Genomic DNA, 10,886 nt, shown 5'->3' on the forward strand with positions numbered 1-10,886 from the left:
TGTTTCGATGAATATTCCACGCGGTTTTGCCCTGGCCACCCTGATGAGCCTGGCAGCCGGTTCGGCGTTGGCCGGCGGTTTCAGCTTGAGCGATGCGGCCAACGCCATTGCCGGCATGCAGGGCGGTGACAAGGCCGCTGCCGCCGCGCCGACTTCCCAGACCGCCGACCTGCTGGGCACCCTGGCGCAACTCAATGTCACCCCCCAGCAAGCCATTGGCGGCACCGGCGCCATGCTCGGCCTGGCGAAGAATCAGCTCAGCGGTTCCGACTATTCGCAACTGAGCCAAAGCGTACCGGGCCTGGACCAGCTCTCGGGCAGCAACGCCCTGGGCAGCCTGGGCGCCTTGAGCGGCCTGCTCGGCCAGTCTTCCGGCAAGGGCGCCGGCCTGGACAGCGCCCTGGGCAACGTCAAGGACACCAATGACCTGAACAACGCCTTTGGCGCCCTGGGCATGGACAGCGGCATGATCGGCCAGTTTGCGCCGCTGATCCTGCAGTACCTGGGCCAGCAGGGCGTTGGCGGTTCCCTGCTGCAAAGCCTGGGCGGCATCTGGGGCGTGGCCAAGTAACGCGCTCCGGCTCCGGCGCCTGGCGCGCCGGGGCTTCCCCTGATTCCTGAAACAGCGGTCTTTACCTTTCCCGGAGTTTTCGCCGAATCGGGCCTGTGCTATATCTCGCGCCCCGTTTTCCAAGGAAGCTTGAACGCGATGTTCATGGATGCACTGAAGATGTCTTTGCCCGCCGACGCGGTGCTCGGTTTCATGCTCTACATGCTGGGCGCTGCCCTGGTCTTTGCCCTCTACGCGTTCATCTATACGCGCCTGACCCCCTATAACGAGTTCGCCTTGATCCGCCAGGGCAACAGTGCGGCGGCCATCGCCTTGTCCGGCGCCTTGCTGGGCTTTGCCATTCCGGTGGCCAGCGCGATTTCCCATTCCATCTCGATCATCGATTTCCTGCTCTGGGCCGGCATCGCCTCGGTGGTGCAGCTGCTGGCGTTCTTTGTCGTCAGCCTGACCCTCAAGGGCCTGTCCCAGCGCATTGCCAACCAGGAAAACGCCGCGGCGATCCTGGTGGCGGCGGTGTCTGTCGGTGTCGGCCTGCTGAATGCGGCCTGCATGACCCCATCGGTCTGAGGGCGCCGGCATGAAACGCAGTAAAAGCGTGCGCCTGGTGCTGCTGGGCAGCGTGCCGTTCGCCCTGGCCGCCTGTGACGGCGAGCCTCAGGCGACTCGGGAAGTTCGCCAAGTCCAGCATTTCACCAGCCCGCAGGAGTGTGAGCAGGCGCAGATCCCACTGGACATCTGCCAGTCGGCCCGCGACGACGCCTGGGAGCGTAGTGACGTGGTGGCCCCGCGTTACCCGGACCTGCAAGACTGCGAGGAGGACTTCTACCCCGGCAGTTGCAAGGTCTCCATCTACAATCGGACCTACATACCGACTTTCCAGGGCTTTGCCCTGACCAGCCAACGCATGGTGCCGGTCAAGCCCGAGGACGAGCCGCAGCAAACCAGCTCCAATTCCAGCGGCACCAGTAGCAGTGGTAGCAGCGCGGTGAGCGCCGGCAATGGAGGCTCGTACGGGGGTGGCTCTTCCAGTTCCGGTTCCAGTTTCTGGCGCTGGATCGGCCTGGATTCGAGCCCGGAGCCACGGTATTTCAGCGAGGCCCTGTACCAGGAGCGCGACGGTCGCGGCGGTGTGCAATTGAGCACCCTCAGCCAGCAGGTCGAGGCCGGCAAGACCTTCAGCCATGCCAACAACGGTGGCCGTTTCGGTATTTCCAGTCCGGAGCGCTTCACCCGCGCCGGCGACTCCATGGCCGGCGCCCATGAGGTGGTCAGTCGAGGCGGTTTCGGTTCCGGGCACAGCTGGGGTTTCGGTTCTTGAAGCGCATCCCCAGCACCCCGCGTGCGGATTGGCAGGCCACGGCGCAGCAGTTGGGCTTTGCCTTCCACACCTTCGACGGCGAGCCGTACTGGGACGAGTCGGCCTACTACCGCTTCAGCCTGCGGCAGATCGAGGACGACCTGGAGGACCCGACCCAGGAACTGCACGAGCTGTGCATGGCCCTGGTGGCCGAAGTGGTGGACAGCGAAGCGTTGCTGGAGCGCCTGGCCATTCCCCGGGCCTTTCACGAGTTGATCCGCCAGTCGTGGAAGCAGGGCGACCCCCATCTCTACGGGCGCATGGACCTGTGCTACGACGGCAGCGGCCCGGCCAAGTTGCTGGAGACCAATTACGACACGCCGACCTCGCTGTATGAGGCGAGCTTCTTCCAGTACGTCTGGCTTGAGCAGCAGTTGCAGCGCGGGCGGTTGCCGGCTGGCTGCGATCAGTTCAACAGCATCGAGGACAAGCTGCTGCAGGCCTTCGTCCAGGGCGGCTTCAAGTCGCCGATGCACTTCGCCTCGGTCAGGGATTCACTGGAGGATCGCGGCACCGTCGAATACCTGCGCGACATTGCCCGTCAGGCTGGCCTGGGCACGCGCCTGATCAATATCGAGGACATCGGCCTCAATGCCGGTGGGCGTTTCGTCGACCTGCTGGAGATGCCCATCGACAGCCTGTTCAAGCTCTATCCCTGGGAACAGCTGTTCCACGAAGCCTACGGCCCGGCGATTGCCGGCAGCGGCACGCAGTTTGTCGAGCCGCCGTGGAAGGCGATTCTTTCCAACAAGGGCGCGCTGGCCCTGCTCTGGGAGCGGCACGCGGGGCACCCGAACCTGCTGCCGGCGTTTATTGACGACGACCCCTCCGCCAGCCTGGGCCCGGGTTGGGTGCGCAAGCCGTTCTTTTCCCGAGAGGGCGCCAATGTGGAAATCTGCACCGAAGGCGGTGAGCGCCTGATCGAGGCCGGGCCCTATGGCGGGCCCTGTATCCGCCAGCGGTTTCACCCGCTGCCGGTGTTTGCCGGCAACCACACGGTGATTGGCAGTTGGGTGATTGGCGACCAGCCAGCGGGGATCGGCATTCGTGAAGACAACTCGCCGATCACCAAGGACAGCAGCCGCTTCCTGCCCCACGTGATCAGCGATTGATCAGCGGCGTTCGTTCAGCAGTTCGCTGATGCGCTGGTCCTTGTCGGTCCACAGCCGGTTGACCCAGTCCTGCACCTGTTGGCGGAACGCCGGGTCGTTTTCGTAATCGCCGTGCCACAGCGCCGGGTCCAGCTCGCGGGTGCGGATGTCGATGATCACCTTGGGCACGCTGCCACTGATCAGGTCCCAGAAACCGGGAATGCGTTCCTGGGGATAGACCACGGTGACGTCCAGCATGGCGTCCAGTTGCTCGCCCATGGCCGCGAGGACGAAGGCCACGCCGCCGGCCTTGGGTTTGAGCAGGTGCTGGAAGGGCGAGTCTTGCTGCTGGCGCTTGGCCGGGGTGAAGCGGGTGCCTTCCAGGTAATTGACCACGGTCACCGGCTGGCGCTTGAACAGCTCGCAGGCGGCCTTGGTGATCTCCAGGTCCTTGCCTTGCAGTTCCGGGTGCTTGGCCAGGAACGCCTTGCTGTAGCGCTTCATGAAGGGGTAGTCCAGGGCCCACCAGGCCAGGCCCAGGAATGGCACCCAGATCAGTTCCTTCTTGAGGAAGAACTTGAAGAACGGCGTGCGCCGGTTGAGGGTCTGGATCAGTGCCGGGATGTCGACCCAGGACTGGTGGTTGCTCACCACCAGGTAGGAGGTGTCGACCCGCAGGCCTTCGCCGCCGCGAATGTCCCAGTGGGTGGGGATGCACAGGGCGAAGATCAGCTTGTCGATCTCGGCCCAGGTCTCGGCGATCCACATCACCGCGGCCGAGGCGTAATCGCGCAGGCGCCCGGGCAGAACCAGCTTGAGCAGGGCGAACACCATCAGCGGGCCGAACAGCACCAGGGTGTTGAGCAGCAGGAGCAGGGTGACGAAACAGCCGGTGAGCAGGCGGCGCATAAGGCACTCTTTGCAATCTTTTGGGCGCGCCATGATAAGCAGCTTCGCCGGGCAGGCCAAATTCTAAGTGGCAGCGGCAAGCGGCAAGCGGCAAGCTCCAAGCTTGAGGCTTGAGGCTTGAGGCTTGAGGCTTGAGGCTTGAGGCTTGAAGCTGCTTCTATACGAACCAATTCGTTGGCAGCGGTCTAAAATCCCGCTGCCCCTCTCTTCAAGGAATCCACTGCCGTGAAATCTGTCCTTGCTCTTGTTTCGCTGTTGGCGCTGCCGGTGATGGCCGCCGAGCCGACCCTGTATGGCCGTTATGAATACATTCGCCTGCCGGAAATCGGTGAAACCCTGCAGGCCAAGATGGACACCGGGGCCCTGACCGCGTCGCTGTCGGCCAAGGATATCCAGACCTTCACCCGCGACGGTGAGGATTGGGTACGTTTCCGCCTGGCCACCAAGAATGGCGGCGGCAAGGTCTTTGAGCACAAGGTGGCGCGGATCAGCAAGATCAAGAGCCGCTCCGACGAGGGAGATGAGGCTGAAGAGCCGCAGTCGGCCAAGCGCCCGGTGGTGGAGCTGGAGATGTGCCTGGGCAACGTCAAGCGCACGGTGGAGGTCAACCTCACCGACCGCAGCAGCTTCAACTATCCGCTGCTGATCGGCGCCAAGGCGCTGCGGGAATTCGGCGCGGCGGTGAACCCGGCGCGGCGCTATACCGCTGACAAGCCCGACTGCTGATTGACTGTCTACAAGGCATCCGGCACCGTTCGCCCACTGAATTTGCGTGCTTGGATGCCATGCCTCATATCCTGATTGTCGAAGACGAAGCGGCCATTGCCGACACCCTGATCTTCGCCCTGCAAGGCGAAGGTTTCACCACCACCTGGTTGAGCCTGGGCCGCGCGGCCCTGGAGTATCAGCAGGCGAGCCCCGCGGACCTGATCATCCTCGATATCGGCCTGCCGGATATCAGCGGCTTTGAAACCTGCAAGCAGCTGCGCCGCTTCAGCGAAGTGCCGGTGATGTTTCTCAGCGCCCGGGACGGCGAGATCGATCGGGTGGTGGGCCTGGAGATCGGCGCCGACGATTATGTGGTCAAGCCCTTCAGCCCGCGGGAAGTGGCGGCGCGAGTCAAGGCGATCCTCAAGCGCATGACCCCGCGAGCGGCTCCCGAGGTGGCCACGGCGCTGTTCGTCATCGACGCCGAGCGGGTGCAGATCAGCTACCGGGCCCAGCCCCTGAGCCTGACCCGGCATGAATTCCGCCTGCTGCAATGCCTGCTGGAGCAGCCCGAGCGGGTGTTCAGCCGCGAGCAGTTGCTGGATGCCCTGGGGGTGATGGCGGATGTGGGCTACGAGCGCAATATCGACAGCCACATCAAGAGCCTGCGGGCCAAGCTGCGGCTGGTGGCGGCCGAGGCCGAGCCGATCCAGACCCATCGCGGCCTGGGCTACAGCTACAGCCCGAGCCACGCCTGATGACCTTGGGCATCCGCATCTTCCTGGTCTATTTGCTGTTCATCAGCCTGACCGGCTATTTCGTGCTGAGCACGGTGATGAAGGAGATCCGCCCCGGCGTGCGCCAGTCCACCGAGGAAACCCTGGTGGACACCGCCAACCTGCTGGCGGAGATCCTGCGGGACGATTTCAAGGCCGGCACCCTCAGCGAGAACCGCTGGCCGCAACTGCTGCGGGCCTACGGTGAGCGGCAACCGGCGGCGACCATCTGGGGCCTGCCGAAGAATCAGGTCAACCACCGCATCTACGTCACCGACGCCAAGGGCATCGTGGTCCTGGACTCCAGCGGCCTGGCGGTGGGCCAGGACTATTCGCGCTGGAACGATGTCTACCTGACCCTGCGCGGCCAATATGGCGCGCGTTCGTCGCGCTCGCTGGCCGACGATCCCAATTCTTCGGTGATGCACGTGGGCGCGCCGATCCGCGACAACGGCCAGATCATCGGCGTGGTCACCGTGGCCAAGCCCAACAGTTCCTTGCAGCCCTACGTCGACCGTACTGAACGCCGCCTGCTGTGGTACGGCGCCGGGTTGATCGCCATGGGCCTGCTGTTTGGTGCCTTGCTGTCCTGGTGGCTGAGCGCGGCGTTGCGGCGCATGACGGCCTATGCGCTGGCGGTCAGTGAAGGGCGCCGGGCCGAGCTGCCGCACTATCGCGGTGGCGAAATGGAGCAGTTGGCAACGGCGGTGGAACACATGCGCACCCAGCTCGAAGGCAAGGCCTATGTCGAGCGTTACGTGCACACCCTGACCCACGAACTGAAGAGCCCCCTGGCGGCCATTCGTGGGGCGGCGGAGCTGCTGCAAAGCGAGATGCCCCTGGAACAGCGCCAGCGCTTCGTCGGCAATATCGACAGCGAAAGCGCGCGCATGCAGCAGTTGATCGAGCGCCTGTTGAACCTGGCGCAAGTGGAGCAGCGCCAGGGCCTGGAAGAGCGGGTCAGCGTGCCCCTGGCGCCGTTGTGCAAGGAGCTGTTGAACAGCCAGCACGGGCGTATCGAAGGCAAGCAACTGCAGGTGGAACTGCGGGTGCCGGCGGACCTGGCCTGGTCCGGCGAGCCGTTCCTGCTGCGCCAGGCCCTGGGCAACCTGTTGACCAATGCCCTGGACTTCAGCCCCGTGGGCGGCCTGTTGCGCTGCTCGGCGCAGCGGGTGGAGGAAGGCGTGGAACTGGTGCTGTTCAACCAGGGCGAGCCGATTCCGGACTATGCCCTGCCGCGCCTGTGCGAGCGCTTCTATTCCCTGCCGCGCCCGGACAGCGGGCGCAAGAGCACCGGCCTGGGGCTGAACTTCGTCGAGGAAGTGGTGCAGCTGCATGGCGGCCAGATGCGCATTGAGAACGTTGCGGGTGGGGTGCAGGTGACGTTGCGCCTGCCCTGAGCGGGGATTCTCCACAGAGTCTCCACATTGCCCCCATAAAACCCCCATGCCCGCGTTCCAGACTCTCGCCCATTCGAACTGGGAGAGCCTCATGAACCGTAACCTGACCTTCAAACTCGGGGCCATCGGCCTGTTGATCATGCTGTTGCTGATACCGCTGTTGATGATCAGCGGCCTGATCGGCGAGCGCCAGAGCCTGCGCGACGGCGTGCTCGAGGATATCGCCCGCAGCTCCAGCACTCAGCAGCAGATCAGCGGCCCGGTGATGGTGGTGGATTACCGCAAGACCGTGCGCACCTGGAAAACCGACGAAAAGACCAAGAAGCGCTACCAGGAAACCAGCCAGAAACAGGGACGGTTGTTCTTCCTGCCAGAGCATTTCGAACTCGACGGCAAGGCCCAGACCGAGCTGCGTTCCCGAGGGATCTACGAGGCGCGGCTGTTCCACGCCGACAACCACATCAGCGGCCATTTCGCCGTGCCCGAGCAGTACGGCATCAAGGAGGATTTTGCGGACTACCAGTTCGACCAGCCGTTCCTGGCGGTGGGCATCAGCGATATCCGCGGCATCGAAAACGCCCTGCAACTGCAGCTCAACGGCCAGACCCTGGACTTTGCCCCCGGCACCTTTGTCAGCTGGCTGGACGAAGGCGTGCACGTGCTGCTGCCGCCCCTGGACCTGAAGAAGAGCACCCGCCTGGACTTCGCCTTCGACCTGCGCTTGCAGGGCACCGGCCAGTTGCAGGTGCTGCCTGTGGGCAAGACCAGCAAGGTGCTGCTGACGGCCAACTGGCCGCACCCGAGCTTTGTCGGCAACTACCTGCCGGTGCAGCGTGAAGTCACCGAGCAGGGCTTTTCGGCGATCTGGCAGACCTCGTTCTTCTCCACCAACCTGGAGCAGGCCATGGAGCGCTGCGCTTACAGCAGCCAATGCCAGGACTTCAACAGCCGCAGCTTTGGCGTGAGTTTCATCGACCCGGTGGACCAGTACCTGAAAAGCGATCGGGCGATCAAATACGCCCTGCTGTTCATCGGCCTGACCTTTGCCGGCTTCTTCCTGTTTGAAGTGCTCAAGAGCCTGTCGGTGCACCCGATCCAGTACGGCCTGGTGGGCGTGGCGCTGGCGTTCTTCTACCTGTTGCTGCTGTCGCTGTCGGAGCACCTGGGTTTCGAGCTGGCGTATGGCGTGTCGGCTACGGCTTGCGTGGGCTTGATCGGCTTCTATGTCAGCTATGTGCTGCACAGCTGGCGTAATGGCGCGGTGTTCGCGCTTTCACTGGCGGCCTTGTACGGCTTGCTCTATGGCCTGCTCAGCGCCGAGGACTACGCCTTGCTGATGGGGTCGCTGTTGCTGTTCGGCCTGTTGGGCGTGTTCATGGTGCTGACCCGCAAGCTGGACTGGTATGGCCTGGGCCAGAGCAAGACCCCGGCGCCCCTGCAGTTCGATCTGGAGGCCATCCATGAGTAAGTCACTGGGCTTGCGTGAGGACCAGCGTCAGCGCGAACGCCTGACGCAGCGGATTGGCCAGTTGTTTCCGCGGGATGCCTGGTGGCTGGTGCGCCAGCAAGCCGCTCCCCGTGCTGCAGGAGCCGGCTTGCCGGCGAACAGGGCCGAGCGCCTGACCGATTAGGCCGGCGGTCGGGTCGCCAGCATCGACGGCCGCTGGCTGACCTCGAAGTACCAGGCGGCCAGTTGAGGCTGGTCCTGGCGCCATTCCAGGTCGGGGTGGCGGAAGTCCAGGTAACCCAGGGCGCAGGCGACGCTGATGGCGGCAATATCGAAGTGGCAGGCCAGCTCGGCAATCGCCTCGGCCTCCAGCACCGCCAGGGCGCGGCGGATCTTGTCGCGCTGGCCGTCGAGCCACTGTTCCCAGTGTTTTTCCGGGGCGCGCAGGGCCAGCTCGTAGCGCACCAGCACGGCAGCGTCCATGATCCCGTCGGCCAGGGCCGCGAGCGTCAGGCGGCGCCAGCGGGCCGAGCCGTCCCGGGGGATCAGCGGGTTGCCGACGTGCTGCTGGTCCAGGTAGTCGAGGATCACCCGGCTGTCGTACAGCACCTGGCCGTTGTCCAGGCGCAGGGCGGGAATCTTGCCCAGGGGGTTGTCCTGGTTCAGGGTGGCGTCCGGGCTGACCGGGCTCAGTTGGCTGGCTTGCAGGGCGACCCGGTTCAACTGCCCGGTTTCATGCAGCAGCACCATGACTTTGCGTACGTAAGGTGATGCCGGGTTGTGGAACAGCGTCATGCTTGGGGTGGACATGATTATTCCTCGCGGGTGGAAGTCTCGCAGCCCGGGGATCTTAGCGCAGCCTGGGGCATTGGCCACAGGGGCGAGCGGCGGTACAGACAAGGAGTGATGAGTGCGCAGGTCCTATTTTCTACACGGGTTGTACAGCCTGGCCCTGACCCTGTTGGGCGCGCTGGCGGTGTACCTGGCGTTGCAATACGAGTTTCGTCGCAAGGGCGAGGGCGAGCCGGAACTGATCATGGCGTTCGCCTACATCGCCTGGTACTGGGCCCTGCCGGCGCTGGCCCTGCCGGGCCTGGCTTGCGCCCTGTTACGCCTGCGCGGTCCCGACCCGGTGACCCAGCGGTGGCGCTGGAGCCTGGCGGCCAGCTATGTGCCGTTGCTGGGGCTGGCCTTGTTCAGCGTGCTGGTGGCCATCGAGGCGTTCCAGGAAAACCGGGTGTTCATCCCGGTGATGCTGATCGGCCTCGGGCTTTCGATGTACCTGTGGCGCGGTTTCCCGGCGCCGGGTTCAGGCCGCCGGCTTGCGTCGCAACAGGCCGTGCAGGGCGATCAGGGTCGGTAGGCCCAGGCCCAGCCAGCTCAGGCTGTCCCAGACGCCATCACCCAGCAGCGCGGCGAACAACCCGGCGGCGCTCAGCAGGCCAAGCGCCAGGGGCGCGCCGAAGACCTTCCAGAAACTCGCTTGCCGCGGCTTCATCGGCGTCCCTCCTGGCGCGGCTTGCCGGCCCGCCGGCGGACGGTCCACAGGTACAGGCCGCTGCCCAGGACGATGAGGGTCAGGACGTCCATCGCTGCCCACAGCAGCTTCATCGGCAGGCCGCCGTAGTCGCCGAAATGCAGCGGCTGGGACATGCCCATGGCGTCCATGTACCAGGGCCGCTCGCCGACGGCTGTGACCTGCAGGCTGCTGGCGTCGATCAGCACCGGGGTCAGCAGGTGCGAGGTCAGGTGGCTGTCGCCCTTGAGGAACACCGCGTAGTGATGCTCGCTGGAAAAGCGTGTGCCAGGAAAGGCGATGAAGTCTGGCTGCATGCCCGGGGCGGCTTCCCTGGCGATCTCCAGCAGGCGGCTGGCCGGTGCCAGCGAGGTCAGCGGCGGGGCGTCGCGGTAGGGCGCGACCATGGCGCTGAGGCTGTCGTTGCGCCAGGCGGCGATGATCAGGTCGGCGCAGGCGCTGATCACCCCGGTCACGCCCACCACCAGGGCCCAGGTCAGGGTCACCACGCCGATCAGGTTGTGCAGGTCGAGCCAGCGCAGGCGGCTGGATTTGTCCTGGCGCACCGTGGCGAACTTCAGGCGGCGCATGAACGGCAGGTAGAGCACCGTGCCGGAGACGATCGCCAGCACAAACAGCAGGCCCATGAAGGCCAGCAGCAGTTTGCCCGGCAGCCCGGCAAACATGTCCACATGCAGGCGCAGCATGACCATCATCAACCCGCCGTTGGCCGAGGGCATGGCCAGTGCCTCGCCGGTGCGGGCATCGAGCATGAAGGTGTGGGACGAATTGGGCTCGGTGCCGGCGCTCTGGGCCATGATCGCCAGCACGCCGTTGGGTTCGTCCTCGTCCCAGCCGAAGTACTGCATGACCTCGCCGGGGCGGTGAGCCTCGGCGGCCTTGACCAGCTGTTGCAGGTCCAGGCGCGGGGTGTCGGCGGGCAGCTCCCGCAGTTGTGGCGCGTCCCCCAGCAGGTGGTCGATCTCGTGGTGGAAGATCAGCGGCAGCCCGGTGAGCGCGAGCAGCAGCAGAAACACCGTGCAGATCAGGCTGGCCCAGGTGTGGATCAAGGACCAGCGGCGGATGGTCGTGCTTTTCATTGCTTAGCCTT

Annotated in this window: 14 protein-coding genes; 10 read left to right on the forward strand and 4 right to left on the reverse strand. The window is 64.9% G+C overall.

Annotation, left to right across the window (positions count from 1 at the left end; genetic code table 11):
* The first annotated feature begins 7 nt into the window (after positions 1–7).
* The 4 genes from LXM55_RS27540 (at position 8) to LXM55_RS27555 (ending at position 3,040) form a co-directional block, all read left to right on the forward strand.
* Positions 8–571, forward strand: a complete 564-nt coding sequence (locus LXM55_RS27540; RefSeq protein ID WP_233323282.1) for a DUF2780 domain-containing protein — start codon at positions 8–10, stop codon at positions 569–571.
* Positions 572–709: 138 nt separating this feature from the next.
* Complete coding sequence (locus LXM55_RS27545; protein WP_233323283.1) at positions 710–1,138, forward strand: DUF350 domain-containing protein; 429 nt, start codon at positions 710–712, stop codon at positions 1,136–1,138.
* Between the two features lie 10 nt (positions 1,139–1,148).
* Positions 1,149–1,889, forward strand: a complete 741-nt coding sequence (locus LXM55_RS27550) for a DUF1190 domain-containing protein (RefSeq protein WP_233323284.1) — start codon at positions 1,149–1,151, stop codon at positions 1,887–1,889.
* Entirely contained in the window at positions 1,886–3,040 is a 1,155-nt protein-coding gene (locus LXM55_RS27555; protein WP_233323285.1) for a glutathionylspermidine synthase family protein, read from the forward strand. Before LXM55_RS27550 ends, LXM55_RS27555 begins: the two co-directional genes overlap by 4 nt.
* On the opposite strand, the gene LXM55_RS27560 is transcribed toward LXM55_RS27555, so the two are convergent.
* Complete coding sequence (locus tag LXM55_RS27560) at positions 3,041–3,928, reverse strand: acyltransferase (RefSeq protein ID WP_233323286.1); 888 nt, start codon at positions 3,926–3,928, stop codon at positions 3,041–3,043. It abuts the gene before it with no gap.
* A gap of 225 nt (positions 3,929–4,153) precedes the next feature.
* Here LXM55_RS27560 and rloA2 point away from each other — a divergent pair, with 225 nt between their 5' ends.
* The 5 genes from rloA2 to LXM55_RS27585 all read left to right on the forward strand — a co-directional run bounded on the left by rloA2 (position 4,154) and on the right by LXM55_RS27585 (position 8,443).
* Complete coding sequence (gene rloA2, locus LXM55_RS27565) at positions 4,154–4,654, forward strand: retropepsin-like aspartic peptidase RloA2 (RefSeq protein ID WP_233323287.1); 501 nt, start codon at positions 4,154–4,156, stop codon at positions 4,652–4,654.
* A gap of 59 nt (positions 4,655–4,713) precedes the next feature.
* A complete protein-coding gene (creB, locus tag LXM55_RS27570) occupies positions 4,714–5,394 on the forward strand; it encodes a two-component system response regulator CreB (protein ID WP_233323288.1) in 681 nt (226 codons plus the stop codon).
* Positions 5,394–6,812, forward strand: a complete 1,419-nt coding sequence (gene creC, locus LXM55_RS27575) for a two-component system sensor histidine kinase CreC (protein ID WP_233323289.1) — start codon at positions 5,394–5,396, stop codon at positions 6,810–6,812. Before creB ends, creC begins: the two co-directional genes overlap by 1 nt.
* Positions 6,813–6,903: 91 nt before the next feature.
* Complete coding sequence (gene creD / locus LXM55_RS27580) at positions 6,904–8,280, forward strand: cell envelope integrity protein CreD (protein ID WP_233323290.1); 1,377 nt, start codon at positions 6,904–6,906, stop codon at positions 8,278–8,280.
* A complete protein-coding gene (locus LXM55_RS27585) occupies positions 8,273–8,443 on the forward strand; it encodes a hypothetical protein (RefSeq protein WP_233323291.1) in 171 nt (56 codons plus the stop codon). The genes creD and LXM55_RS27585 overlap by 8 nt, the downstream gene beginning before the upstream one ends.
* Here the strand turns inward: LXM55_RS27585 and LXM55_RS27590 are convergent.
* On the reverse strand, positions 8,440–9,069 hold the full coding sequence (locus LXM55_RS27590) for a glutathione S-transferase N-terminal domain-containing protein (protein WP_233323292.1): 630 nt from the start codon (positions 9,067–9,069) through the stop codon (positions 8,440–8,442). The genes LXM55_RS27585 and LXM55_RS27590 overlap by 4 nt on opposite strands.
* 100 nt (positions 9,070–9,169) lie before the next feature.
* Between LXM55_RS27590 and LXM55_RS27595 the strand changes: the two genes are divergently transcribed.
* Positions 9,170–9,622 (forward strand): hypothetical protein, encoded by a 453-nt coding sequence (locus LXM55_RS27595; protein WP_233323293.1) that lies wholly within the window; start codon positions 9,170–9,172, stop codon positions 9,620–9,622.
* On the opposite strand, the gene LXM55_RS27600 is transcribed toward LXM55_RS27595, so the two are convergent.
* Both LXM55_RS27600 and LXM55_RS27605 read right to left on the reverse strand, forming a co-directional pair.
* Positions 9,569–9,757 (reverse strand): hypothetical protein, encoded by a 189-nt coding sequence (locus LXM55_RS27600; protein WP_060841422.1) that lies wholly within the window; start codon positions 9,755–9,757, stop codon positions 9,569–9,571. The genes LXM55_RS27595 and LXM55_RS27600 overlap by 54 nt on opposite strands.
* Entirely contained in the window at positions 9,754–10,875 is a 1,122-nt protein-coding gene (locus LXM55_RS27605) for a PepSY-associated TM helix domain-containing protein (protein ID WP_233323294.1), read from the reverse strand. The genes LXM55_RS27600 and LXM55_RS27605 overlap by 4 nt, the downstream gene beginning before the upstream one ends.
* Positions 10,876–10,886: the final 11 nt, after the last annotated feature.

The sequence above is a fragment of the Pseudomonas sp. Au-Pse12 genome, from assembly GCF_021341665.1.
Classification (GTDB): Bacteria; Pseudomonadota; Gammaproteobacteria; order Pseudomonadales; family Pseudomonadaceae; genus Aquipseudomonas.

What these genes read in the sequence shown, in the direction of transcription:
- creD (WP_233323290.1), top strand. Translation starts at nt 6,904, where the DNA reads ATGAACCGTAACCTGACCTTCAAACTCGGGGCCATCGGCCTGTTGATC.
- LXM55_RS27605 (WP_233323294.1), bottom strand. Translation starts at nt 10,875, where the DNA reads ATGAAAAGCACGACCATCCGCCGCTGGTCCTTGATCCACACCTGGGCC.
- LXM55_RS27545 (WP_233323283.1), top strand. Translation starts at nt 710, where the DNA reads ATGTTCATGGATGCACTGAAGATGTCTTTGCCCGCCGACGCGGTGCTC.
- creC (WP_233323289.1), top strand. Translation starts at nt 5,394, where the DNA reads ATGACCTTGGGCATCCGCATCTTCCTGGTCTATTTGCTGTTCATCAGC.
- LXM55_RS27600 (WP_060841422.1), bottom strand. Translation starts at nt 9,757, where the DNA reads ATGAAGCCGCGGCAAGCGAGTTTCTGGAAGGTCTTCGGCGCGCCCCTG.
- LXM55_RS27560 (WP_233323286.1), bottom strand. Translation starts at nt 3,928, where the DNA reads ATGCGCCGCCTGCTCACCGGCTGTTTCGTCACCCTGCTCCTGCTGCTC.
- LXM55_RS27540 (WP_233323282.1), top strand. Translation starts at nt 8, where the DNA reads ATGAATATTCCACGCGGTTTTGCCCTGGCCACCCTGATGAGCCTGGCA.
- LXM55_RS27585 (WP_233323291.1), top strand. Translation starts at nt 8,273, where the DNA reads ATGAGTAAGTCACTGGGCTTGCGTGAGGACCAGCGTCAGCGCGAACGC.
- creB (WP_233323288.1), top strand. Translation starts at nt 4,714, where the DNA reads ATGCCTCATATCCTGATTGTCGAAGACGAAGCGGCCATTGCCGACACC.
- LXM55_RS27590 (WP_233323292.1), bottom strand. Translation starts at nt 9,069, where the DNA reads ATGTCCACCCCAAGCATGACGCTGTTCCACAACCCGGCATCACCTTAC.
- LXM55_RS27550 (WP_233323284.1), top strand. Translation starts at nt 1,149, where the DNA reads ATGAAACGCAGTAAAAGCGTGCGCCTGGTGCTGCTGGGCAGCGTGCCG.